General features: G+C 53.7%; 29 protein-coding genes and 1 other annotated feature (1 of these 30 running past the window's edge). Of the genes, 12 read left to right on the top strand and 17 right to left on the bottom strand.

What is annotated here, in order from left to right:
* Nucleotides 1-53, bottom strand: a sequence feature (Phe leader region) (it extends 72 nt beyond the left edge of the window).
* The 5 genes from pheM to thrS all read right to left on the bottom strand — a co-directional run bounded on the left by pheM (nucleotide 4) and on the right by thrS (nucleotide 3,347).
* Nucleotides 4-48, bottom strand: coding sequence for a pheST operon leader peptide PheM (pheM, locus tag DG357_RS22935; RefSeq protein WP_001386830.1), 45 nt, complete (start codon nucleotides 46-48; stop codon nucleotides 4-6). It overlaps the preceding feature by 45 nt.
* Nucleotides 54-170: 117 nt before the next feature.
* Nucleotides 171-527: a 50S ribosomal protein L20 gene (rplT, locus tag DG357_RS09430; RefSeq protein WP_000124850.1), complete on the bottom strand. Its 357-nt coding sequence runs from the start codon at nucleotides 525-527 to the stop codon at nucleotides 171-173.
* Nucleotides 528-577: 50 nt separating this feature from the next.
* On the bottom strand, nucleotides 578-775 hold the full coding sequence (gene rpmI / locus DG357_RS09425; RefSeq protein ID WP_003030583.1) for a 50S ribosomal protein L35: 198 nt from the start codon (nucleotides 773-775) through the stop codon (nucleotides 578-580).
* 97 nt (nucleotides 776-872) lie between these two features.
* Nucleotides 873-1,415, bottom strand: coding sequence for a translation initiation factor IF-3 (infC, locus tag DG357_RS09420; protein ID WP_023616141.1), 543 nt, complete (start codon nucleotides 1,413-1,415; stop codon nucleotides 873-875).
* A 3-nt stretch (nucleotides 1,416-1,418) separates the two neighbouring features.
* Nucleotides 1,419-3,347: a threonine--tRNA ligase gene (thrS, locus tag DG357_RS09415; RefSeq protein ID WP_028012814.1), complete on the bottom strand. Its 1,929-nt coding sequence runs from the start codon at nucleotides 3,345-3,347 to the stop codon at nucleotides 1,419-1,421.
* 322 nt (nucleotides 3,348-3,669) lie between these two features.
* Here thrS and yncL point away from each other — a divergent pair, with 322 nt between their 5' ends.
* Nucleotides 3,670-3,762: a stress response membrane protein YncL gene (gene yncL / locus DG357_RS09410; protein WP_071787459.1), complete on the top strand. Its 93-nt coding sequence runs from the start codon at nucleotides 3,670-3,672 to the stop codon at nucleotides 3,760-3,762.
* Nucleotides 3,763-3,859: 97 nt separating this feature from the next.
* Entirely contained in the window at nucleotides 3,860-3,967 is a 108-nt protein-coding gene (gene yniD, locus DG357_RS09405) for a small membrane protein YniD (RefSeq protein WP_088205299.1), read from the top strand.
* A gap of 101 nt (nucleotides 3,968-4,068) precedes the next feature.
* Here the strand turns inward: yniD and DG357_RS09400 are convergent, their stop codons facing one another.
* A complete protein-coding gene (locus DG357_RS09400; RefSeq protein WP_028012813.1) occupies nucleotides 4,069-4,827 on the bottom strand; it encodes a DUF481 domain-containing protein in 759 nt (252 codons plus the stop codon).
* Nucleotides 4,828-5,123: 296 nt separating this feature from the next.
* Here DG357_RS09400 and pfkB point away from each other — a divergent pair, with 296 nt between their 5' ends.
* From pfkB to DG357_RS09385, 3 genes are all read left to right on the top strand, one after another.
* Nucleotides 5,124-6,056: a 6-phosphofructokinase II gene (gene pfkB, locus DG357_RS09395; protein WP_088205298.1), complete on the top strand. Its 933-nt coding sequence runs from the start codon at nucleotides 5,124-5,126 to the stop codon at nucleotides 6,054-6,056.
* A gap of 105 nt (nucleotides 6,057-6,161) precedes the next feature.
* The gene (ghoS, locus tag DG357_RS09390) at nucleotides 6,162-6,452 is read left to right on the top strand and encodes a type V toxin-antitoxin system endoribonuclease antitoxin GhoS (protein ID WP_028012811.1); all 291 of its coding nucleotides are present in this window, start codon (nucleotides 6,162-6,164) and stop codon (nucleotides 6,450-6,452) included.
* 105 nt (nucleotides 6,453-6,557) lie between these two features.
* On the top strand, nucleotides 6,558-7,418 hold the full coding sequence (locus DG357_RS09385; protein WP_088205297.1) for a fructosamine kinase family protein: 861 nt from the start codon (nucleotides 6,558-6,560) through the stop codon (nucleotides 7,416-7,418).
* Between the two features lie 36 nt (nucleotides 7,419-7,454).
* Here DG357_RS09385 and DG357_RS09380 read toward each other — a convergent pair whose 3' ends face one another.
* Entirely contained in the window at nucleotides 7,455-7,991 is a 537-nt protein-coding gene (locus tag DG357_RS09380) for a YniB family protein (RefSeq protein WP_045261585.1), read from the bottom strand.
* Nucleotides 7,992-8,138: 147 nt separating this feature from the next.
* Here DG357_RS09380 and hxpB point away from each other — a divergent pair, with 147 nt between their 5' ends.
* The 4 genes from hxpB (at nucleotide 8,139) to DG357_RS09360 (ending at nucleotide 11,905) form a co-directional block, all read left to right on the top strand.
* Nucleotides 8,139-8,810: a hexitol phosphatase HxpB gene (hxpB, locus tag DG357_RS09375; protein WP_028012808.1), complete on the top strand. Its 672-nt coding sequence runs from the start codon at nucleotides 8,139-8,141 to the stop codon at nucleotides 8,808-8,810.
* Nucleotides 8,811-8,937: 127 nt separating this feature from the next.
* Nucleotides 8,938-9,699, top strand: a complete 762-nt coding sequence (kduD, locus tag DG357_RS09370; RefSeq protein WP_041910455.1) for a 2-dehydro-3-deoxy-D-gluconate 5-dehydrogenase KduD — start codon at nucleotides 8,938-8,940, stop codon at nucleotides 9,697-9,699.
* Nucleotides 9,700-9,793: 94 nt separating this feature from the next.
* Nucleotides 9,794-10,384, top strand: a complete 591-nt coding sequence (locus tag DG357_RS09365; RefSeq protein ID WP_032644865.1) for a metal-dependent hydrolase — start codon at nucleotides 9,794-9,796, stop codon at nucleotides 10,382-10,384.
* Between the two features lie 129 nt (nucleotides 10,385-10,513).
* Nucleotides 10,514-11,905 (top strand): L-cystine transporter, encoded by a 1,392-nt coding sequence (locus DG357_RS09360; protein WP_088205296.1) that lies wholly within the window; start codon nucleotides 10,514-10,516, stop codon nucleotides 11,903-11,905.
* Between the two features lie 48 nt (nucleotides 11,906-11,953).
* Here DG357_RS09360 and cedA read toward each other — a convergent pair whose 3' ends face one another.
* The gene (cedA, locus tag DG357_RS09355; RefSeq protein ID WP_088205295.1) at nucleotides 11,954-12,208 is read right to left on the bottom strand and encodes a cell division activator CedA; all 255 of its coding nucleotides are present in this window, start codon (nucleotides 12,206-12,208) and stop codon (nucleotides 11,954-11,956) included.
* Nucleotides 12,209-12,397: 189 nt separating this feature from the next.
* Between cedA and katE the strand changes: the two genes are divergently transcribed.
* Entirely contained in the window at nucleotides 12,398-14,647 is a 2,250-nt protein-coding gene (gene katE, locus DG357_RS09350; RefSeq protein ID WP_088205294.1) for a catalase HPII, read from the top strand.
* Nucleotides 14,648-14,758: 111 nt separating this feature from the next.
* On the opposite strand, the gene chbG is transcribed toward katE, so the two are convergent.
* The 7 genes from chbG to osmE form a co-directional block, all read right to left on the bottom strand.
* Nucleotides 14,759-15,508 (bottom strand): chitin disaccharide deacetylase, encoded by a 750-nt coding sequence (gene chbG / locus DG357_RS09345; protein WP_088205293.1) that lies wholly within the window; start codon nucleotides 15,506-15,508, stop codon nucleotides 14,759-14,761.
* Between the two features lie 11 nt (nucleotides 15,509-15,519).
* Complete coding sequence (locus tag DG357_RS09340; RefSeq protein ID WP_088205292.1) at nucleotides 15,520-16,875, bottom strand: 6-phospho-beta-glucosidase; 1,356 nt, start codon at nucleotides 16,873-16,875, stop codon at nucleotides 15,520-15,522.
* A 109-nt stretch (nucleotides 16,876-16,984) separates the two neighbouring features.
* On the bottom strand, nucleotides 16,985-17,827 hold the full coding sequence (gene chbR / locus DG357_RS09335) for a transcriptional regulator ChbR (RefSeq protein WP_028012801.1): 843 nt from the start codon (nucleotides 17,825-17,827) through the stop codon (nucleotides 16,985-16,987).
* A gap of 5 nt (nucleotides 17,828-17,832) precedes the next feature.
* Nucleotides 17,833-18,180 (bottom strand): PTS N,N'-diacetylchitobiose transporter subunit IIA, encoded by a 348-nt coding sequence (chbA, locus tag DG357_RS09330; RefSeq protein ID WP_028012800.1) that lies wholly within the window; start codon nucleotides 18,178-18,180, stop codon nucleotides 17,833-17,835.
* A 47-nt stretch (nucleotides 18,181-18,227) separates the two neighbouring features.
* A complete protein-coding gene (gene chbC / locus DG357_RS09325; protein WP_028012799.1) occupies nucleotides 18,228-19,586 on the bottom strand; it encodes a PTS N,N'-diacetylchitobiose transporter subunit IIC in 1,359 nt (452 codons plus the stop codon).
* 80 nt (nucleotides 19,587-19,666) lie between these two features.
* Entirely contained in the window at nucleotides 19,667-19,984 is a 318-nt protein-coding gene (gene chbB, locus DG357_RS09320; protein ID WP_014883474.1) for a PTS N,N'-diacetylchitobiose transporter subunit IIB, read from the bottom strand.
* Nucleotides 19,985-20,265: 281 nt separating this feature from the next.
* Complete coding sequence (gene osmE, locus DG357_RS09315) at nucleotides 20,266-20,610, bottom strand: osmotically-inducible lipoprotein OsmE (protein WP_003857836.1); 345 nt, start codon at nucleotides 20,608-20,610, stop codon at nucleotides 20,266-20,268.
* A gap of 232 nt (nucleotides 20,611-20,842) precedes the next feature.
* Here osmE and nadE point away from each other — a divergent pair, with 232 nt between their 5' ends.
* The gene (gene nadE / locus DG357_RS09310; protein ID WP_048959444.1) at nucleotides 20,843-21,667 is read left to right on the top strand and encodes an ammonia-dependent NAD(+) synthetase; all 825 of its coding nucleotides are present in this window, start codon (nucleotides 20,843-20,845) and stop codon (nucleotides 21,665-21,667) included.
* Between the two features lie 180 nt (nucleotides 21,668-21,847).
* Nucleotides 21,848-22,726 carry an excinuclease Cho gene (gene cho / locus DG357_RS09305; protein WP_088205593.1) on the top strand — a complete coding sequence of 293 codons (879 nt, stop codon included), beginning with the start codon at nucleotides 21,848-21,850 and terminating at the stop codon, nucleotides 22,724-22,726.
* Here the strand turns inward: cho and ves are convergent.
* Nucleotides 22,704-23,261, bottom strand: coding sequence for an environmental stress-induced protein Ves (gene ves, locus DG357_RS09300; RefSeq protein ID WP_088205291.1), 558 nt, complete (start codon nucleotides 23,259-23,261; stop codon nucleotides 22,704-22,706). The genes cho and ves overlap by 23 nt on opposite strands.
* A 297-nt stretch (nucleotides 23,262-23,558) precedes the next feature.
* Complete coding sequence (spy, locus tag DG357_RS09295; RefSeq protein WP_028012795.1) at nucleotides 23,559-24,053, bottom strand: ATP-independent periplasmic protein-refolding chaperone Spy; 495 nt, start codon at nucleotides 24,051-24,053, stop codon at nucleotides 23,559-23,561.
* Between the last annotated feature and the right edge of the window lie 82 nt (nucleotides 24,054-24,135).

Below are 24,135 nucleotides of genomic sequence, written 5' to 3'. Positions count from 1 at the left end.
GAGTCAGGTGCTAAAGTAAAAGAAGAAGCGGAAAATAGCAGCATTCATGCTTGCGTTACCTTGTTGGGTAAAAACCGGTAAGACCTTATTGAAAAGCCTGCACGGATAAATGTCAATCTTCTGATGGTGTTAAATGAAAAGAGGGAGCCAGGCCCCCTCTCTCAACTGGCTTATGCCAGTGCTGCTTTCGCTTTTTCGACCAGAGCGGTGAACGCTACTTTGTCGAATACTGCGATGTCAGCCAGGATCTTACGGTCGATTTCAACAGAGGCTTTTTTCAGGCCGTTGATGAATTTGCTGTAAGAAATACCGTTCTGACGTGCTGCTGCGTTGATACGCGCAATCCACAGTTGACGGAACTGACGCTTACGCTGACGACGGTCACGGTAAGCGTACTGACCTGCTTTGATAACAGCCTGGAAGGCAACGCGGTATACGCGTGAACGCGCACCGTAGTAGCCTTTAGCTTGTTTCAAAATTTTCTTGTGACGTGCACGTGCAATTACACCACGTTTTACGCGAGCCATATGTGCTCTCCTGTATCTATATTCTTAGTAAAAAATTAAACGTTAACGGCTTATGCGTACGGCAGGCACGCGATAACCAGACCCAGATCGCCTTTAGAAACAAGGCCTTTTGGACGCAGGTGACGTTTACGCTTAGTAGATTTTTTGGTCAGAATATGACGCAGGTTTGCGTGCTTACGCTTAAATCCACCACCACCGGTTTTTTTGAAGCGCTTAGCAGCACCGCGTACGGTCTTAATTTTTGGCATCTTAATAACTTCCACTTCGCATTGTTAAATAAACGAAACATAGGCGAACAAAACCTATGAAACCCGAAGGCTCCACAGATTTTGCTGCTTGAAGGCCTTACTGTTTCTTCTTAGGAGCGAGCACCATGATCATCTGGCGGCCTTCGATCTTCGTAGGGAAGGATTCGACTACTGCCAGTTCACTCAGATCGTCACGGACGCGGTTAAGCACTTCCATACCAATCTGTTGGTGGGCCATCTCACGACCGCGGAAACGCAGCGTGATCTTGGCCTTATCGCCATCTTCCAGAAAGCGAATCAGGCTGCGGAGTTTTACCTGATAATCGCCATCGTCGGTACCAGGACGGAATTTGATTTCCTTAACCTGGATAACTTTTTGCTTCTTCTTCTGTTCCTTAGAAGACTTACTCTTTTCATAAAGGAACTTGCCGTAGTCCATGATACGACAAACTGGCGGTTCGGCGTTAGGGCTGATTTCAACTAAATCTACTCCAGCTTCTTCAGCCTTTTCGATCGCTTCTCTCAGACTCACAATCCCCAGCTGCTCGCCTTCCAGACCTGTTAAGCGAACTTCCTGGGCGCGAATCTCGCCATTGATACGATTCGGACGTGCCGTTTGAACTCGTTTTCCGCCTTTAATACCTTATTCCTCCAGTTGTTGAAGACTGCGGCTGCGAATCTCTTGTTGCAGCTTCTCAATCACTTCACTTACGTCCAGGCTGCCCAGGTCTTTACCACGGCGGGTGCGAACGGCAACTTTGCCTGCTTCCACCTCTTTATCACCACAGACCAACATATACGGGACACGACGTAAAGTGTGCTCGCGGATTTTAAAGCCAATCTTCTCATTTCTCAAGTCTGCTTTTACGCGAATGCCCGCATTTTGTAGTTTCTGCGTCAATTCTTTAACGTAATCTGCCTGAGAATCGGTAATGTTCATCACCACGACCTGCACTGGCGCAAGCCAGGTTGGGAAGAAGCCCGCGAACTCTTCGGTCAGGATGCCGATGAAGCGCTCCAGAGAACCGAGAATAGCACGGTGAATCATGACCGGTACCTGACGCTCGTTGTCTTCGCCAACATAAGAGGCGCTTAAACGCTGCGGCAGGGAGAAGTCCAGCTGTACAGTACCGCACTGCCATGCGCGATCGAGGCAGTCATACAGGGTAAATTCAATTTTCGGACCGTAGAATGCACCCTCGCCCAGCTGGTATTCGAACGGAATACCGTTCTCTTCCAGCGCTACGGCGAGATCCGCTTCTGCGCGATCCCAGGTCTCATCGCTACCGATACGTTTTTCCGGACGCGTTGAGAGTTTGACCACGATCTTCTCGAAGCCAAAGGTGCTGTACATATCGTAGACCATACGAATACAGGCGTTAACTTCATCACGAACCTGATCTTCAGTACAGAAGATATGCGCATCATCCTGCGTAAAGCCACGCACGCGCATCAGACCGTGCAGCGCACCTGATGGCTCGTTACGGTGGCAGCTACCGAATTCCGCCATACGCAGCGGCAGGTCGCGGTAGGATTTCAGACCCTGGTTGAAGATCTGAACGTGGCCCGGGCAGTTCATTGGCTTGATGCAGTATTCACGGTTCTCGGACGAGGTGGTGAACATCGCATCTTTGTAGTTGTCCCAGTGGCCGGTTTTTTCCCACAGCACACGGTCCATCATGAACGGGCCTTTCACTTCCTGATACTGGTACTCTTTCAGCTTGGAACGTACGAACGTTTCCAGTTCACGGAAGATAGTCCAGCCATCGTTATGCCAGAACACCATACCCGGCGCTTCTTCCTGCATGTGGTACAGGTCAAGCTGCTTACCGATTTTACGGTGGTCACGCTTCGCGGCCTCTTCCAGGCGCTGCAGGTACGCGTTCAGGGCTTTCTTATCCGCCCATGCGGTACCATAGATACGCTGCAACATCTTGTTGTTGCTGTCGCCACGCCAGTAGGCGCCGGCGATCTTCATCAGTTTGAAATGATGACAGAAGCGCATGTTCGGCACGTGCGGTCCACGGCACATGTCGACGTATTCTTCGTGATGGTACAAGCCAGGCTTGTCATCATGAGCAATGTTTTCATCGAGAATAGAGACTTTATAGCTCTCGCCACGCTTGACGAAGGTTTCACGCGCTTCGTGCCAGCTGACTTTCTTCTTGATGACGTCATAGTTGGTCTCGGCGAGCTCGTGCATACGTTTTTCGAGCGCGTCGATATCTTCCTGGGTCAGGGTGTGGTCAAGATCAACGTCGTAGTAGAAACCGTTGTCGATAACCGGACCGATCGCCATTTTGGTGTTTGGCCACAGCTGCTTGATAGCATGACCCAACAGGTGTGCGCAGGAGTGACGAATGATCTCCAGACCTTCTTCGTCTTTCGCGGTGATGATTGCAAGCGTCGCATCGTTTTCAATCAGATCGGACGCATCAACCAGCTCACCGTTCACACGGCCGGCGATGGTCGCTTTCGCGAGGCCAGGACCGATGTCCAGGGCGACATCCATAGGGCTAACAGCGTGGTCGAAATGGCGTTGGCTGCCATCAGGAAGAGTAATTACAGGCATTTTATATCCTTATTTGCAGTGATGCCCCACACATAAGAGCATATACAAAGAAAATAATCGTGATTTGACAATAGATTACGACACCATCTGACCAACAATCGTCAAATTGGTTCGTCATCATGCACCTGCCGAATTCAGATTAATGCGGATTTACGGCAAGCGACGTAATGTTAACACTATCAGCAAGGAGATTGCACCCTCTGCAGCCAGAATGATGGGCTGGCACGTAGCGTAAATTTGCAGATTGCATCTCTCCGGCGCTCGCATTTCAGACATGCTGGGCTACTCTTGAACATGCCTTTTATATCAACAGGTGCATACCATGAATGTATCCAGTAGAACGGTTGTGATTTTGAACATCCTTTCCGCAACAGGTCTAGTGTTGATCCTCGCCGAACGATTCCACTGGTTCTAAGCCGACCCCTTGTTGGCATAACTCGATCGCTCCCGGGAAGGCGCATCTTTTGGCCCCGTTTGATAGACTATGCGTATCAACGAACAAGGATTAAGTTATGCCAACAAAACGATTTGCCGTAAAACACTGGAAAATGGTGCTGGTGCTGGTTGCCATCTGCGGTGCAATGCTGTTATTTCGGTGGGCGGCAATGATTTGGGGCTAAGTACAAATAAAAATAAATGCCGTTGCGCGTGATGAGAATTTATTGGCGCGGGTTAACCATAATAATGAAAACGGGCCGACACTTTCATCGGCCCGCTATGATTACATTTTATAGCCCAGCGAAATCGTGGTTCTGCGATCGGTATGATCCGGTGCCGTTTCTGGCGGTGAAGAGTTCCAGGTCACGTTGTAGGCCAATTTCAAACCGAAGTGTTCATTGATAGCCACATTCAAAGCACTTTCGGAATTCAGCGTCGTATCCTCGGCACCAAACACAGAAACACCCTGCGTAAATTTGGTGTTGTCGGTCATCTGCCAGGCATACGTGCCGGAAGCATAGCCCAGCGGCTGGGTTTCATTTTCGCCATTGGTGTACTCGTCATAGCGGACACCAGGACCGAATTCGAAACGGAGGCTGTGTACCGGACCATTCAGGAACTGACGACCATAACCGGCGGTGAACACATCGCGCTGGCGATAGCCGTTGAAGCGGTCGGTTAACCAACTTGCCTGACCAAAGATGTAGTCATAGTCGGTCATGTTGTAACGGCTACGTCCACCCACCGCGTATTTCTCGGATGAGCGTTCATCGTTAGCGGACGTGTTGCTGGCATTCCCCCACAGCGACCATGCAGTGGTATTGCCGTACCAGGTCAGGGTGCTGTCCGCCGTCAGAGAAGAGCTTTTCGTATTACCCGATTGGGCGAGATACCCGGCGTTCAGGTTACCTTCAAACGGTTTTTTGGCAGTGGAGGGATCGTCCATGACAGTAAAAACGGTGTCATCGGCGGCTGCATTCAGTGATGCAAAAACGCCACCCGCCAGCATCAGTGCTGCGGGTACTGTCTTCAAAAGCTTCATTTTATTTAAGGAGTCCGTACAACAAAAAAAGAGACCACCACGGTCTCGGAAACTTTCTTGAGGATCAATGACAAGGCGTCCAGAGAAAGGTAACAAATTATAAAAAGGCGCAAATAACATAGCAATATTTTCTTATTTCATTTTTTGAATAAGAACGATCTCAAAACGCGTTTTATTTTATATATCCCTCATCGCATTTATGTCAGCATTCATTTTTAAAATCATACTGTTATTTACATTGCCTTCCTGTCGATCGGTGCCAGGCTTAAAAGAACCCATGCTAAAAGGAGGTTATGATGGCTTCTATTTATACGCTGACGCTCTCCCCTTCCCTCGACTCCGCGACCATAACGCCGCAGATTTACCCGGAAGGTAAACTACGCTGTAGCGCACCCGTATTTGAGCCGGGCGGCGGCGGGATTAACGTTGCGCGCGCGATTACCCACCTCGGCGGTAAAGCGACTGCCATCTTTCCGGCCGGTGGTGCCACGGGGGAGCATCTTGTTACCTTGCTGGCCGATGAACAGGTTGCCGTGGATACCGTAGACGCCAAAGACTGGACCCGGCAGAACCTGCATGTCCACGTTGAGTCCAGCGGGGAACAGTATCGTTTCGTTATGCCAGGCGCCAGGCTGAGTGACGATGAGTTTCGTCAGCTGGAAGAGAAGGTGCTAACCATTGAAAGCGGCTCGCTGCTGGTCATCAGCGGTAGCCTGCCGCCAGGTGTCAAAACAGAAAAGCTGACAGCACTGGTTGATGCCGTACTTCAGCGCGGCATTCGCTGCATTGTCGACAGTTCAGGCGAAGCCCTGCAGGCGGCATTAGAACCCGGACAGCTTGAGCTCGTTAAGCCTAACCAGAAAGAGCTGAGTGCGCTTGTTAATCGCGAACTTAGCCAGCCGGATGACGTGCGTACTGCCGCAGAAGAACTGGTTCGCAGCGGCAAAGCGCACCGCGTTGTCGTCTCTCTCGGTCCTCAGGGTGCGCTGGCCGTCGACAGGACGGGCTTTGTGCAGGTTGTTCCGCCCCCAATGAAGAGCCAGAGCACCGTCGGCGCAGGCGACAGTATGGTCGGCGCGATGGCGCTGAAGCTGGCGCAGGGCGCATCACTTCTGGAGATGACGCGCTATGGCGTCGCGGCGGGGAGTGCCGCCACCATCAATCAGGGAACGCGCCTGTGTTCGCTTGCCGATACGCAGAAAATCGTCGATTACCTGTCACGAAGCTAACCGATATATCCCCCTCCTGACGGAGGGGGATATATCGGTGGAAGTCGCCAAATATGGCGTATCGACTATGCTAAAAAAACTTTCAGGATAACAACGAGGTGAATTATGAGCAGTGGTGATATCACCCGCTACGTCGTGACCATCAGCCTTCATGAAGCATCGCTGACCGAGCTTAACGAGCTCAACAATGCCTTTACACGGGCGAATTTCCTGCTCACGCTAACGGATGACGAAGGTCATATTCATGATTTAGGCACCCTGGCGTTTGGCCTGATCGCAGCCCTGAGTGAAGAAGAGGTACATGCGCTGGCCGCCAGCCTGGTGGAAAGCGTGACCGACAAGCCTGCCGACATCACCGTGGAGACGTGGGAACGCTGGCAGAAAAAAGAACAATAAGTGCCCTGCATGAAATTAATCCGCTCAGGTGTGCGTTAGTTCGTATTTTTTTACCGCAGTTATGCGCTAACTTTATGATCTGGCAGACAACATGGGAGAGTCAACATGTGGCAGGCTATCAGTCATCTTTTACATGAGCAATTGGGTGAAGGTGAAATTGAACTGCGTAACGAGCTGCCGGGCGGGGAAATTCACGCCGCGTGGCATTTACGCTACGCAGGACGCGATTTGTTCGTTAAATGCGACGAGCGAGAGCTGCTCCCGATTTTTACCGCTGAAGCCGATCAGCTTGAACTGTTGTCCCGCAGTAAAACGGTGACGGTACCTGAGGTGCTGGCCGTGGGCAGTGACCGGGACTACAGCTTTCTGGTGATGGACTATCTCCCTGCCCGCCCGTTGGACGCCCATAATGCCTTTATTCTCGGGCAACAGTTAGCGCGCCTGCACCAGTGGAGCGACCAGCCCCAGTTTGGTCTCGACTTCGACAACGACCTTTCCACCACGCCGCAGCCCAATGCCTGGCAACGCCGCTGGTCGACGTTCTTTGCCGAGCAGCGCATCGGATGGCAGCTTGAGCTGGCCGCAGAGAAAGGGCTGGAATTTGGCAACATTGATGCCATCGTCGAGCATGTGCAACAGCGCCTGGCCTCCCACCAGCCTCAGGCGTCTTTACTGCACGGTGATTTATGGTCCGATAACTGCGCGCTGGGCCCCAACGGCCCGTATATCTTCGACCCGGCCTGCTACTGGGGCGACAGAGAGTGCGATTTGGCCATGTTGCCCCTGCATCCCGAACAACCGCCGCAAATATACGATGGCTATCAGTCTGTCTCCCCTCTGCCGCCGGACTTCCTTGAGCGCCAGCCCGTGTATCAGCTCTATACGCTGATGAACCGAGCCATTCTTTTTGGCGGGCAACATCTGGTCAACGTCCAGCGTGCGCTTGAACGCGTGCTTGCGGCTTAAAGACAAAACGGGTGGCCTTGCCGCCACCCTAATTCGTTACAGAAAACCGAGCAGTGAGAAGAAGAAATATCCCGCCACGATGATGATAACCGGCAGGATATAGAGCGGGAAAATTTGCAGGAAAATGGTGTGACGAGGCACCACAATGCGGGATTCAATCTGCTCCCGGCTCATTCCTTCAGGACCTTTCGCCTTCTCAAGGATAAGCTGATCTTCCACCCCTTCGCGTAAAAAACGGGTCTGGCGACTCATTCGTGCGCCCGATGCCTGCAGCGCCATCGCAATAAAAATCAGCGCATAGATAATCCAGAACCCAACATTCAGCTGCTGGTGAAAGTCCGGCGTTGGCGAGTTGAACCAGAAGACGTTCAGGAACGGGGTATTAAACCGCACCATCTCAATCATGACATGCGCAAAATCAAGCATTACCGCATTAATGCCCGGCTGTTTTTCGCTGTGATCGTACATAAACTTCAGCACGGATATCAGCGTAGAAATGACGGCGGGAATAAAAATCACCCAGCCTGCAATACGTTTTAAGACAGCAATGCGTCCAGCTTGTTGATACGTCATCAGTTCCTCTTCATAAAGACGCGTGATTTGAGCCTAAGTCTACCTGCTGGACATCAATTTCGCCCGCTCTTTAAAAGCAATATGCTAAATTGCAGACTGTGCTTAGCACTTATCGTCTGTCGAACACCTGGATAAGGAGACGTTGTGATGTCGACACCGCGCCAGATACTTGCCGCTATTTTTGACATGGATGGATTACTGATTGATTCCGAGCCGTTGTGGGATCGCGCCGAGCTGGACGTGATGGCCAGCCTGGGCGTTGATATCAGTCGCCGTAATGAACTTCCCGACACGCTGGGCCTGCGTATTGATATGGTCGTTGACCTGTGGTACGCCCAACAGCCGTGGGTTGGGCCCGATCGCGACGAAGTCACCTCGCGTATTATCAGCCGCGCCATCGCGCTGGTGGAGGAGAACAAGCCGCTCTTGCCGGGCGTACATGAGGCTGTCGCGCTGTGCAAGTCTCAGGGGCTGAAGGTTGGCCTGGCTTCCGCTTCACCGCTGCATATGCTGGAAAAAGTGCTGATCATGTTTGAGCTGCGCGACAGTTTTGACGCCCTGGCGTCTGCGGAAAAACTGCCCTACAGCAAGCCACATCCGCAGGTCTATATGGACTGCGCCGCGAAGCTGGGTCTTGATCCGCTTACCTGCGTCGCGCTGGAAGATTCAGTAAACGGCATGGTGGCCTCCAAAGCCGCGCGTATGCGCTCCATTGTGGTTCCCGATGAAGAAAACCGCCACGATCCGCGGTATGCTCTTGCCGACGTTAAGCTGAATTCGCTGGCTGAACTGACGGTACAACACCTGCGCGGCGAATAGCGCCCCTCCTACAGGCAGCGTCATGCTGCCTGATAAAAACAAAACACAGTTTCATTTTGTTTGCTTTTCTCATCCCGGCCTCCTATCTTTAACGTCAACACGACGATAACCAGCTTCTGAGGCGCGTATGATACTGGACACCTTTACTCTTTCAGGCAAAGTAGCCCTCATCACCGGGTGCGATACCGGGCTGGGGCAAGGTATGGCTATTGCGCTGGCGCAGGCAGGTTGCGATATCGTTGGGGTAAATCGCAAAGCTCCAGAGAAAACGGCCAGCGCCGTCACCGCCCTGGGAAGACGTTTTGTGGCTATTCGGGCCGATCTGAGCCAGCAGGAAAATCTTCAGTACGTCGTGGACACCGCCGTGGCGGAGATGGGACGAATTGATATTCTGGTGAACAATGCCGGGACGATTCGCCGGGAGGAGGCCCTGACGTTCAGCGAAAAAGACTGGGATGACGTTATGAACCTGAATCTCAAGTCGCTCTTTTTCCTCTCTCAGGCGGTCGCTAAGCGATTTATCACCCAGGGCCAGGGCGGCAAAATTATCAATATCGCCTCTATGCTCTCCTTTCAGGGCGGCATTCGCGTGCCGTCGTATACCGCCTCGAAAAGCGGCGTACTGGGGATCACGCGCCTGCTGGCAAATGAGTGGGCGCTACATGGCATCAACGTGAATGCCATCGCGCCGGGCTACATGGCGACGAACAACACGCAGCAGCTGCGCGATAACGAACAGCGTAACGCGGAGATCCTTGACCGCATCCCGGCGGGTCGATGGGGAGTACCGGATGACCTTCAGGGGCCGGTCGTCTTTTTAGCCTCCCCCGCATCAGATTACGTGAATGGTCACACCTTAGCCGTCGACGGCGGCTGGCTGGCGCGCTGAGGCGCGTTTGTGACAAACAGTTACACCGTCACCTCTTTCGTCCACTGTATAAAAACCCTATACTGTATAAATTGACAGTTTCGTGGGTTTTATCATGACGGCGGAAGGCCACCTGCTTTTTTCAATTGCGTGCGCAGTATTTGCCAAAAACGCAGAACTTACTCCCGTGCTTGCACAGGGAGACTGGTGGCATATTGTCCCTTCCGCCGTTTTAACTTGTCTGCTGCCCGATATTGACCACCCAAAATCCTTCCTCGGACAGCGCCTGAAGTGGGTGTCGAAGCCCATCGCCCGCGCGTTCGGCCACCGCGGGTTTACCCACAGCCTGCTGGCCGTTTTTGGCCTGCTCACGCTTTTCTATTTAAAAGTCCCTGAAAGCTGGATAGTGCCGGGCGATGCCATTCAGGGCATGGTGCTGGGTTATTTAAGCCATATCCTCGCCGATATGCTGACGCCCGCGGGCGTGCCGTTGCTTTGGCCCTGCCGCTGGCGTTTCCGTTTTCCGATCCTTGCGCCGCAGAAAGGGAATCAGCTTGAACGCGTGCTGTGCATGGCGCTGTTCGCCTACGCCGTCTGGATGCCGCAAACTTTGCCCGAAAACAGTGCAGTGCGCTGGTCTTCCCAGATGATCAATTCGCTGCAATTTCAGTTCAATCGTTTTATTCATCACCAGATTGAACAGTAAACCAACAAAATCATTCCATTTGTCATAAACCATTCCATTTGGATATAAGCGCCACATCACACTTCTGCTAACCTTCCGCCAACAGGATCGGGAAAAACCGATCCCACATAATAAATCAGGAGAACGGGGATGAATTTTCCACTCATCGCGAACATAGTCGTGTTCGTCGTATTACTATTGCTTCTCGCGCAGGCGCGCCACAAACAGTGGAGCCTGGCGAAAAAAGTACTGGTCGGTCTGGTCATGGGTGTGGCGTTTGGTCTGGCCTTACACGCCGTCTACGGCTCCGATAATCCGGTACTGAAAGAGTCCATTCAGTGGTTCAACATTGTCGGTAACGGCTACGTCCAACTGCTGCAGATGATCGTTATGCCGCTGGTGTTCGCCTCTATTCTGAGCGCCGTAGCCCGTCTGCACAACGCAACTCAGCTGGGTAAAATCAGCTTTCTGACCATTGGTACGCTGCTCTTTACCACGCTGATTGCCGCGCTGGTGGGGGTGCTGGTCACCAACCTGTTTGGCCTGACGGCCGAAGGTCTGGTTCAGGGTACCGCTGAAACGGCGCGTCTGACCGCAATTCAAACCAACTACGTGGGTAAAGTGGCTGATCTGACGGTTCCGCAGATGGTCCTCTCCTTCATTCCGAAGAACCCGTTTGCTGACCTGACCGGTGCAAGCCCAACCTCTATCATCAGCGTGGTGATCTTCGCGGCATTCCTGGGCGTGGCTGCGCTTAAGCTGCTGAAAGACGACGTGCCGAAAGGCGAACGCGTGCTGACGGCGATTGATACCCTGCAAAGCTGGGTGATGAAGCTGGTCCGTCTGGTCATGCAGCTGACGCCATACGGCGTTCTGGCACTGATGACCAAAGTGGTAGCCGGCTCTAACCTGCAGGACATCATTAAGCTGGGCAGCTTCGTAGTCGCCTCTTATCTGGGCCTGGGCATTATGTTCGTGGTGCACGGTATCCTGCTGGGCGTGAACGGCGTCAGCCCGCTGAAATACTTCCGCAAAGTATGGCCGGTACTGACCTTTGCCTTCACCAGCCGTTCCAGCGCAGCGTCTATTCCGCTGAACGTTGAAGCACAGACCCGTCGTCTGGGCGTGCCGGAATCTATCGCCAGCTTCTCTGCCTCCTTTGGTGCTACCATCGGTCAGAACGGCTGCGCGGGTCTCTACCCGGCGATGCTGGCGGTGATGGTTGCCCCAACCGTGGGTATCAACCCGCTGGATCCGGTCTGGATCGCCACGCTAGTCGGGATTGTTACCATCAGCTCCGCCGGCGTTGCAGGTGTCGGCGGCGGTGCAACCTTCGCCGCGCTGATTGTGCTGCCCGCGCTGGGCCTGCCCGTCACGCTGGTCGCCCTGCTGATCTCCGTTGAACCGCTGATCGATATGGGCCGTACCGCGCTGAACGTGAGCGGCTCCATGACTGCCGGTACGCTGACCAGCCAGTGGCTGAAGCAGACCGACAAAACCATTCTGGAAAGTGAAGACGACGCCGAGCTGGCGCACCGTTAATCTCGATAGAAATAAAAAAACCGCCTGATGGCGGTTTTTTTATGGCTGTTATTCTTCAACCTCTTCATCCTGGCGGATTTGCGTCGCCCATCGCTGGGCTGACTCCGGCACGGAAAACGCCGGCGACCGGCGGAAATGTTCCCCCACCAGGACAAAAGCCACATATTTACCGCGAAGCAGCCAGACATCACGAAAACCATCCACTTTCAGGGCATGGTCAGGCGGCGCGGGCTCAACGCGGGGCACATAGCTAATAACCTGGCGGTTTTGTTGACGAAGAGGTTTCATAAGCGACGGATTCACTAAAGCAAATTCTTGAAGCAGGAAAATTCTATGATAGCCGATCCTGCTGCCTTACGTCGCGCTCCGAGTGGGTGAGATGGCTCCTTTCGTTAATAACGTCATGTGAAAAACGCTTAGTTAGCGAGCTATCTCACGACATTGTTCTATCCTTAATAGGGTTTTTAGCAATGGATAAAGGAGAAGCGTGCAATGTCGAACAAAGATAAATCACAGCAATCACCGATTCATGGCACTGAAGAATCTCAACCGGGTATGGATTCTCTCGCCCCTGCTGACGGCTCTCACCGCCCCTCGCCGGGCCCATCAGCCCCTGGCGAACAACCATCCGCGCCGGGAAGCATGAAATCGCCGGACACCGGAAACGAGAAGCTGAAATCGCTTGAGCCACACCGTAAAGGCGGCGAAGGTTTTGCACTCACCACCAATCAGGGCGTGCGCATTGCTGACGATCAAAACTCCCTTCGCGCAGGCGCGCGCGGACCGACCCTGCTGGAAGATTTCATCCTGCGGGAAAAAATTACCCATTTTGACCATGAGCGAATTCCGGAACGCATCGTTCACGCGCGCGGTTCTGCGGCGCACGGCTACTTCAAGCCCTATAAAAGCCTGAAAGCGATCACCAAAGCGGATTTCCTCTCCGACCCGGATAAAATCACGCCGGTCTTTGTGCGTTTCTCCACCGTGCAGGGTGGCGCAGGTTCGGCAGATACGGTGCGTGATATCCGCGGCTTTGCCACCAAGTTTTATACCGAAGAGGGTATTTTCGATCTGGTGGGCAATAACACCCCGGTGTTTTTCATTCAGGATGCGCATAAATTTCCTGACTTTGTCCATGCGGTAAAACCGGAGCCCCACTGGGCCATACCCCAGGGACAAAGTGCGCACGATACCTTCTGGGACTATGTCTCCCTGCAGCCTGAAACCTTACACAACGTGATGTGGGCGATGTCCGACCGTGGGATCCCGCGCAGCTATCGCACGATGGAAGGGTTCGGTATTCATACCTTCCGCATGATCAACGCGGAAGGAAAAGCCACGTTTGTGCGCTTCCACTGGAAGCCGGTAGCGGGCAAAGCCTCGCTGGTATGGGATGAGGCGCAGAAGCTCACCGGACGCGATCCGGACTTCCATCGCCGCGAACTGTGGGAATCCATTGAAGCGGGTGACTTCCCGGAATATGAACTGGGCTTACAGCTGATCCCGGAAGAAGACGAGTTTAAGTTCGATTTCGACCTGCTTGACCCGACAAAACTCATCCCTGAGGAGCTGGTGCCCGTTCAGCTGGTGGGGAAAATGGTGCTTAACCGCAACCCGGATAATTTCTTTGCCGAAAACGAGCAGGCCGCATTCCACCCGGGCCACATCGTCCCCGGACTGGATTTCACCAACGATCCGCTCTTACAGGGACGTCTGTTCTCGTATACCGATACGCAGATTAGCCGTCTTGGTGGGCCGAACTTCCACGAGATCCCGATTAACCGCCCAACCTGCCCGTACCATAACTTCCAGCGCGACGGGATGCACCGTCAGGATATTGATACCAACCCGGCAAACTATGAGCCGAACTCCATCAACGACAACTGGCCGCGAGAAACCCCGCCGGGGCCGAAACGCGGCGGATTCGAATCGTACCAGGAGCGTATCGACGGCAACAAAATTCGCGAGCGCAGCCCCTCGTTCGGTGAGTATTACGCCCACCCTCGCCTGTTCTGGAACAGCCAGACGCCGATTGAGCAACAGCACATCATCGGCGGCTTTAGCTTCGAACTGAGCAAAGTGGTGCGCACCTACATCCGCGAGCGCGTGGTCGATCAGCTGGCGCACATTGATATTCAGCTTGCCCAGAGCGTGGCGGATAACCTTGGTATCACACTAACGGACGAACAGCGCAACCTTGCGCCACCGAAAGAGGTTAACGGCGTGAAGAAAGATCCATCGCTGAGCCTGTATGCGGTGCCGGGGGGTTCAATTAAAGGCCGCGTGGTCGCCATCCTGCTGAACGACAAAACCCGCGCCAGCGACGTGCTGGGGATTATGCAGGCGCTAAAAACCCAGGGCGTACACGCCAAACTGCTCTATTCCCGCATGGGTGAAGTGACCGCCGACGATGGTTCTGTGCTGCCGGTCGCGGCGACCTTTGCCGGTGCGCCATCGCTGACCGTCGATGCGGTGATCGTGCCGTGCGGGGATATTGCCAGCCTGCTGACCAACGGCGACGCCGTCTATTATCTGCTGGAAGCCTATAAGCACCTGAAGCCCATTGCGCTGTCCGGCGACGGACGACAGTTTAAAGCACAGCTGAAGGTAGCCGATCAGGGTGAGGACGGCATTGTCGAGGGCGATAGCGTTGACGATGCCTTTATGACGAAGTTGTTTGATTTGCTCGCCGCGCACCGCGTCTGGTCGCGCAGCAGTAAGATCGATCAGATTCCGGCGTAAAAACCATTCCCGGTTGTGCGGCCTGATGCCCTCACCCACGGGAGAGGGAGAAAACAATAAAAACGGTAACCCAGGTTACCGTTTTGCTTTTACCTCGCCACCCGGCACTTCTTACAGATCCCCAAACGTCCCCAACCGATACCCACGCTTGGCAATGGCGTATTTCAGCGACGGCGACGTCAGGACATCCAGCTCCGCCAGGCGCGGCCAGCAGTAGGCGCTCTTACGCACGGTGTTATCGACAAATGCAGGATGCGCCATGACCTCCAGCGACCGTTCCCCCCGCGCGGCGGAATCCTCCAGCACCTTCAGGAACAGCGCTTCGTCGATCTCGTCGCCGTAAAAGGCGCTGCTGAACCCCTCTGTTGTTGTCACGGCACAGTCCAGCACGCCCTGCGCCTCACGATCCACGCGCATCGCCACGCCTTTGCGTTGGGCAAACGCCGCAACAATCGGGAAAATCGCCGGGATCATGTGCACATGATGGTGGCTGTCGATGTGCGTCGGCGCCTTGCCAAAAAGATCAACAAAGCGGTTGTACTGGCAGTCCAGCTCACGGGCAATCTCTTCGAGCGGCAGAGCGTCCTGCTCCGCCAGATCCCAAATCCATTTGCCCAGCAGACCGTCACGCGTCAGGCCCGGCATGGGCGAAAGCGGCATCCCGAGCGTCAGCACAAAATGCATGCCGACACCCAGCTCTGGCACCTCGCGGCTCAACTGCGCCGCGTGTTCAACCGCTTCACCGTTCACCAGTGCCGTTGTAGAGGTCACTACCCCCCGGCGACAGGCTTCAATAATGCCGTAGTTCTGGCCTTTCGAAAGGCCAAAGTCATCAGCATTAACGATCAGCAGGTTTTCCATTGTGCGTCCTCTCAGTGTTGTTTGAACTTCAGCTTCTCAATCGTGGCGGCAAAGTTCGGCAACCATTTTTCATGCGCCAGGATCATCTCGCTGGCCAGCTGCTCCGCATCGCGGTCGGAATGCACCAGCGGGCTGAGGTTCAGCGCCAGAAGCACGTCATTGAGTTCACCGCTCAGCGCCGCGTTGCTCGCCGCCACTTCAAAGCCTTTGATGGTGTGGATCAGGCCCATAACTTTGTCGTCGAAGTGGGTGATACGTGGATGCAGTTTAGCCCCCTCGCGCCCGAGAATGCAGGTCATCTCGACGGCCCAGTCCGCCGGGATATTGTCGATATGGCCGTGATGCGGCACGTTAACATAATGCTCCGCCTGCTTGTCGTTGTAGATGGCGTTGATCACTTCACACGCTGCATCGGAGTAATAGGCCCCACCGCGCTGCTCAAGCGCTTTCGGTTTGACGTTCAGGTTCGGATCTTTATATAAATCGAACAGCTGCTTCTCAACTTTCTGAACGATTTGCGCACGCGCGCCGCCCTTATAGTACTCGCCCATTTCGATAGCCAGCATCTCTTTCTGCTTGAAGTAGTAAAGCAGGTACGAGCACGGCAGCAGATTCAGCGAGCGGATCAGCCCTTCGCTGAACGGCAGGTCAAAGATGTTCTTCACGGAGGCCGCGGTCAGGCGACCGGAAGCCACGCCGTCGAGCAGTTCGGCAAAGCGCGATTTTCCGTTCACGATGACGTCTTTAATGAACACCATGTGGTTCAGGCCGAACAGATCGATTGAGAGATCGTCACTGTCGGTCAGCTCCAGCACGTCGCGGATAAACATCTTCATGCCGATCGGGATATTACAGACGCCGATAAAGCGTTTGAAATTGGTATGACGATAAACCGCCTCGGTCACCATTCCGGCCGGGTTAGTGAAGTTAATCACCCACGCGTTCGGGCAGATCTCTTGCACATCTTTGACGATGTCAAAAATCACCGGAATGGTACGCAGGCCTTTGAACAGGCCGCCCGCGCCGTTGGTCTCCTGCCCCAGGTAGCCGTGGCTCAGCGGAATACGCTCGTCCAGCTCGCGCGCTTTTAGCTGGCCGACGCGCAGCTGAGTGGTAACGAAATCCGCATCTTTCAGCGCCAGGCGACGATCGAGGGATTTATGCACGGTCATAGGCACGCCCGCTTTCTCAACCATGCGCTTGCACAGGTCGAAAATAATATCCAGCTTCTCCTGACCTTCCTCAACGTCCACCAGCCATAATTCGCTGACCGGTAATTCATGATAACGTTTCAGAAAACCTTCGAGTAATTCCGGGGTATAGCTGCTGCCGCCACCAATGGTTACGACTTTTAATTTCTTTTGCATAATATCTCCCTTAGCGTATCAGGTTAATCGCCTGCAAGGTATAGCGTACTCTTCCCGCTATTTGGGCAAGCCATTAAAGCAATATTTATGGCGGGTAATCCGCCGAAAGTTAATTAATTACCGTTAAATTCTTCCGGTAGCTGTTCGGTGTGAATGAGGTCAACTTCTTAAAAGTTTTAATAAACAGGCTGGGACTGCTATATCCTGACTCATAGGCAATATCGGTGACAGAATAGTTGGTAATCTCCAGCTGTTTTTTGGCAAAATTAATGCGGATTTCATTAATTATTTGCACCGGCGTTTTACGATAATAACGCTGCGTTGCGCGGGTCAGATATTCCTGGGATTTCCCCGAGAGGGATACCATATTTTCCAGCGCATTTTCGCTGAACTGGCCTTTATCGTGCATCAGTTCCACGGTGCTGCGCAGCCACTGTGGAACATCATCCGTCACCTGCTGCTCTTCACGGTGATGCCGCAACCGGTTCATCACGTAGAAGGTCACCGTTTCAATAAATTCATCAAACTCATTGTCGCGGAAGTTAAGCGAGGCGATGACCGTTTCAATCCAGGTCATGAACTCGTTTTTCACACGATATACCTGGGACGCCACAAAGCAGAACGGCACCAGCGGCAGATAGTGCTTCTCAAAGAAGCGTCTGCTGACGCCCACGTTCAGAATGCGGGTCGCGCCAAATTCGTAAAAGCTCTGGTGATAGGAACCCATCGGCAGGAAGACAAAATCCCCTCGCTCCAGCAGGACGCGCTTACCGTTGATCTCCTGGTAGTAGCGGCCGGTCAGAACAATCGTGAACTCATAGTAGTCATGCTGGTGCAGACCGCTGGCGCTCTCCGTCTTGTTGTAGATAACCACGTGAAAATTTTTGCCATTAAACAGTTGCTGTTCAAATGCGGTTTTGATTTCCATCGTGCTGACCTCCTGCTGCTCAATCCGACCTAGTGCATTTTCTCGTGAAGCTCAATCAACTCCGCCACCAGCTCACGCGCCAGCATGGACGTCATCAGGTGATCCTGAGCGTGTACCAGCACCAGGCTGACCTTCATCTTCCCTTCGCCCTGGTCGCTTTCAATCAGCTTTGTCTGCACCAGGTGCGCTTCGTTCAGCGCCGTGCGGGACTGCTCCATCATGGTTTTCGCGGCGGCGAAATCGCCCTGCTTGGCCTGCTTCAGTGCGGCATACGCCAGGCTGCGCGCCTGCCCGGAGTTGATGATGAGGCCCATCACCACTTCTTCGAGATCGTTCTCTGCGGCTTCGTCTGCGACGATACTATCCAAATCTAACATGTTTTAGCTCCTTGTGGCTGGCGCGGGCTTCCCCGCGCCGGTCAATCTTAGAATTTCAGTGAGAGGGCAATTTCCTCTTCGCTCTCTTCTTCATCAATGATGGTGGCAGCTTTGTTCGCAATCGCCACGAACGGCATGTACAGCAGGGTGGCAATCCCGAGGTTGAATATCGCCAGCAGGAAGGCCGCGACGCTACCGTTGGTGTTAAAGAAGGCACCCAGACCTGCCGGCATGGTCCACGGAGCGATGTTGGTGATCGGTGGAATAATACCCATGTAGTAGGCCGTCAGGGTGATCGCTGCCAGCAGCGGCTGCACCAGGATGAACGGGATAAACATTACCGGGTTCATGATGATTGGCAGACCGAACAGAATCGGCTCGTTAATCTGGAAGATGCCTGATGGCAGGGCCAGTTTCGCCACCTGACGATAGTCAGCGCGACGAGAGACAATAAAGACCGCGATGATCAGACCCAGGGTCGCCCCGGTACCACCCAGGAAGATATAGGAGTCAAGCATCGGCTTCGCCCACACATGGAAGGTTTTACCTGCCGCCAGCGCCGCGTCAACGGAACCGTACTGCTGGTAAAGCGCAACGTTTTCCAGTGCCCATGGGGTCATAATTCCGCTGTCCAGCGCGGCCAGTGCCAGTGAACCATGCACGCCGAAGAACCACAGCAGAGAGGTAAAAATCACATACGCCCAACCGACCACGCCACCCATCGACGCCAGCGGCGTAGAGATAGAGTCCATGATGATCTGGTGGAAGTTCGTGCCCCAGTGAGAGAGCGCCCAGGCGATAATCCCCATGATGGAGAGGATAATGAAGCCTGGGATCAACGCGGAAAATGAACGAGAAACGGAGGCCGGCACGCTATCCGGCAGGCGGATAACCCAGTTGCGACGGATAATAAAGGTGAACATTTCTGCCACCACCAGGCCGATAACAATACCGGAGATGATGTTGGCTCCGCCCAGCCAGTTTGCGCCAACGGCGTAGGCTTCACCCACGCTGTAAGGCGTGACGGTCATAAACGCGGCAACGGATAATAATCCGGCGGCCAGCGGATCCACTTTCCGCTCTTCAGCCAGCGCCATCCCAATAAAGAAAGGCGCCATCAGCGACATAATACCCAACGTACCGTTATATACGTTGCCGCCGATGGCTTTAAAACCGTTAAGGGTTTCAATAGTGGAAGCGTCTAACCGAATTCCTAATGAATAAAAGAAGGAACCTTCACCAAAGCTCAGAAAAACGTTGTTAATTAAAACGAACATGGCCCCGGCCAGCGTCAACGGCATTAATTTAATAAAACCGTTTTTGATGGCATTAACGTGAGGCTGCTTTCCTATTTTAACAGCAAAAGGAAGGAGTACCTTTTCAAGTGAAGCGATGACTTTACTCATAGGAAAATACCCTTAAATGCCGTAACGCATGTTACGGCGTAATTGTGTGTGAAATAACTCTTTGACGGGAAAAATAAAAATTAATTAGCAGCTTTTTTAATGGCTGCCACAGCAGCTTTAAGTACACCTAAACCATCGATCTTGCCGTACAGCCCCGAGTCGATCACCTCGACCGGTTTATTCGGTAGCAGTCGTTGAATTTCGGGCAACATATAGGCAATTTGCGGCCCCAGTAACACAACATCGGCTTTCTGGCCTTTTTCGCCCGCCAGCGTTTCCGGAAACGCTTCAATCACCACAGGAACTTCATACTTTTCAGCCTGCGCGCGCATCTTTGACACCAGAAGCGAGGTTGACATGCCCGCTGAGCAGAACAGGTAGATATGTTTCTTTTCCATCATAATTTCCCTCTTGTATGACTACCTGCCGTCGCGCTATCACTCGACTCGCTGTCCCGGCAGACAGGTAGCTTGCGTACTGTTGTTTATCGTTGAAGTGAGTATACGCAATGGTACAGAGGGGAGATAATTCTGGATAGGCCTAAATTGTCTCTCATTGACCTGGCTTGTTGACTACCTTCACATTTCAGGCAAATAATTCGCGCAAAGAAATAAGATTAACGTATGAATAAAAAAACCGGCCCAGAGGCCGGTTTGTTAACATCTTCAGGCAAGCAGGGTTACTGCGCCTTAGGTGCCTGCGGATCGGTGTCGTATTCAGCACAGGTCTGATAGCCGGAGTTAATCACATGTCCGGTATCATCCAGCGCGACGAAGTAGGTTTCTGCCTTACCATCACGTTGACCCAGGATATAAGTCTGACACGTACCGCGCGCGTGAATCATGGTCACTTCAGAAGAAGGCTTGCCGGCGATCGCAGCCACCTGCGAACGTGTCATCCCTTTTTTAACGTCTTTAACCACGGGCTGGGTAAACTGATCCTTGGTGCGATCGTAAGCCGTACACCCTGCCAGCATCGTCAGTACCGCCGCTGCGCTAAGAATTCCTGCTACGTTCTTGTTCATATTCCGTCCTCTTGTTTATCAGCGTGTTATCTAAGCATGGGATAAAAAGTACTATTGTTCAACTTTGTGATTTACGCCAGACGAATTTCGGAAAATTCTAATAAAACAACGATAAGCTGCTAAATCGCCGCAAATTAACGCACTCGAAACTGTGATCCTTGTCGTTTTCCGCCCAAAGGGTTAGTTTTAACAGTTAACACATTCTGTTTATGTTCTGCATACGGAGGGCATGATGGCTCTGCAACAAGAGATTATTCAGGCGCTGGGCGCTAAGCCTGCGATAGATGCACAGGAAGAGATCCGCCGCAGCGTGGATTTTTTAAAGTCGTACTTAAAAAAGAACGCTTTCCTGAAATCCCTGGTGCTGGGCATCAGCGGCGGGCAGGACTCTACCCTGACGGGTAAACTCTGCCAGATGGCGATTTCAGAGCTTCGTGAAGAGACGGGCGACGAAGCGCTGCAGTTTATCGCCGTGCGTCTGCCTTACGGGGTTCAGGCGGACGAACAGGACTGCCAGGACGCCATCGCGTTCATCCAGCCCGATCGCGTGCTTACCGTCAATATCAAAGGCTCGGTGCTGGCAAGCGAGCAGGCGCTGCGCGAAGCGGGCATTGAATTGAGTGATTTTGTGCGCGGCAACGAGAAAGCGCGCGAGCGCATGAAAGCCCAGTACAGCATCGCCGGGATGACCAAAGGCGTTGTGGTAGGCACCGACCATGCGGCAGAAGCGATCACCGGTTTCTTCACCAAATACGGCGATGGCGGCACCGACATCAACCCGATTTTCCGTCTCAACAAGCGTCAGGGCAAGCAGCTGCTCGCCGCGCTGGGCTGCCCTGAGCACCTGTACAAGAAAGCGCCAACCGCGGATCTGGAAGACGATCGCCCTTCCCTGCCGGATGAAGCGGCCCTTGGCGTCACCTATGACAACATTGATGATTATCTGGAAGGCAAAACGCTGGATGAAGGTACCGCGAAAATTATCGAGGGCTGGTACCTGAAAACCGAGCACAAGCGCCACACGCCAATTACGGTGTTTGACGATTTCTGGAAATAAACGCAAAACGGTAACCCAGGTTACCGTTTTTTGTGTTTGCGCCCTCTCCCGTGGGAGAGGGTTGGGGTGAGGGCATCAGGCCGCACGTCATGGCCGGGTGAGGCGTAGCCGCCACCCGGCTCTTTTTTAACCACAGCATACCTGCTACACTGTATACCTGAACAGTATATGGAGCAGTATGTGAGCAGGCGTCAATCAGCCCCGCGTCTTGAGTTTGAAGCGGCGGCTATCTATGAATATCCCGAACATCTTCGCCCCTGGCTTGAGGCGCTGCCCAAACAGCCGGGTGTGTACATCTTTCACGGTGAAAGCGAGACCCTGCCGCTCTACATCGGCAAAAGCGTTAACATTCGCAGCCGGGTGTTATCCCACCTGCGCACCCCGGACGAGGCCGCCATGCTGCGCCAGTCGCGACGCATTACCTGGTTCCAGACGGCGGGAGAAATGGGCGCGCTGTTGCTGGAAGCCCGGCTGATAAAAGAGCAGCAGCCGCTCTTCAATAAGCGCCTGCGGCGCAACCGCCAGCTCTGCTCCCTGCAGATCGCCGACGGCAAGCCGCAGGTCGTCTACGCCCGCGAGGTCGATTTCTCCCACGCCCCGAATCTCTTCGGGCTGTTCGCAAACAAGCGTGCCGCCCTGCAGTCTCTGCAGGCGCTCGCGGACGAGCTGCAGCTTTGCTATAGCCTTTTAGGGCTAGAGGGCACCACGCGGGGCCGCGCCTGTTTCCGCTCCGCTCTGAAGCGCTGCGCGGGCGCCTGCTGCGGAAAAGAGAGCGTTGAGGCGCATCACGCCCGGCTCCTCGCGGGACTGGCCGGGATCAGCGTCAACTGCTGGCCGTGGGACGGCGCCGTTGCGCTAAAAGAAGTGGGTGAAACCATGACGCAGTATCACATCGTCAATAACTGGCTCTGGCTGGGGGCTGTCGATGATTTAAGCGACGCGGCAACCCTGCTGCGCACACCCGCGGGATTCGACCACGACGGCTACAAAATCCTCTGCAAGCCCGTATTAGCGGGCAAGTTCGAGATCATCGCACTCAGTGACCCGGCAGCCAATTAATTTCACTGAACAGCAGGGTGCCCTGAGACTCCAGCAGACGCAGAGTATGGGTCCCCTCCTGCCAGCTGGCGCCCTGATCGGCCGTCAGCAATTTATCACCCAGCTGCCACGCACCGCTTAATACAAACACCACGCCCCCGCGCGAGCCAAAGGTGGTAAAAGTACGATCGGCAACCCGCACCTTCGCCTGACAGCAATCGCGCCGGGTCATGATGTTGAAATCCATCGCCATCCTGCCATCGGAAAGCAGCGCCTTCACCGGCAAATCGCCAGCAAAACTGTAAGGCTGATACTGTTTAAGGGTATGGCAGAACGCCTGACCGGCATCCAGCGTCACCTCCCCGCCTTCCAGCAGGGTAATGACCCGGTCGACACCGGGAAACGAGGAGAATTCGCCGTTGCTGGCGATGGTCGCGATACTGGCACGCCAGAAAAAATCGCGCGTCGCGGGAGGGATACAGCAAATTTCTCGCGTTTCGCCGGCACCATTGCGCCAGAGGCTGACCGGCATCTTACGAATATCAAAGAACTCCATCACCACTCCTGAATGGCACAACCCGTGCCAGGGCAAGGATATCGCTACCCCTGCAGTCTTGTTTGTTATCGTTAGGTATTCACAGACACAGTATCGGCAGCAGAGCGGGCAGGCCTTAGCGGAACGTTAATAAAAATGCTAACGCCATGACTCTACAGACATTCTCTGAAGCGACTACAGGAGAATACCGCGCTGGCGGCGGCAGGCAAGAGGGCAGAATAGAAAAACCGCCGGTCCTGTCCACAGCGATTTCGCTTTTGTGGACAGGATCCCGGCGGTCTTAAGAGAGTGAACCGATTATTCGGTTGGTGCTGGCATTTTACCTTCCATCGCCGGACGTTCTGTCAGACGCTTCTCAAAATTGGCATTAAACTGTTTTTTCTGTTCCGGGGTCAGAATGTTGTAGATCTTGTTCTGGGTTTCCATGTGGGCCAGCATGCGGGCTTTGTGCTGCTCGGCCATTTTGTCGATCTGCGCTTCGGCTTTCGCCTTATCGAAGCTGTCGCTGGCAATAATGTCATGCATTGCGCGGCGCTCTTCCAGCGGAGGACGCTTCATCTGGTCACGCTGGCTTTTCATGATGTCGCGGATCTGCTGCTTCTGCGCGTCCGTCAGGTTCAAATCTTTGAACATCATCATCTCGTGGTGCATACCCGGCTTGCCTTTATGATGCATCATCATTTTGCCTTCAGCTGGCGCGGCGGTGGTGGTTGCGGTATCTGCGGCGAACGCCATGCTGGTAGCGCCCAGAGCCAGGGTAGAAGCAACAAACAGTGCAGTAAACTTACGCATAATTTATTTCCTTTCTTTCAGTTATTCTTCGGCGCTATGCCGTGTTGACGAGATTAACTTTACGGGGTTTATCGTCAATTAA

Origin of the sequence: Enterobacter bugandensis (genome assembly GCF_900324475.1) — a bacterium.
Classification (GTDB): domain Bacteria; phylum Pseudomonadota; class Gammaproteobacteria; order Enterobacterales; family Enterobacteriaceae; genus Enterobacter; species Enterobacter bugandensis.
The sequence above is the reverse complement of the archived record's forward strand: the minus strand, read 5'-3'. Positions and strand labels throughout refer to the sequence as shown.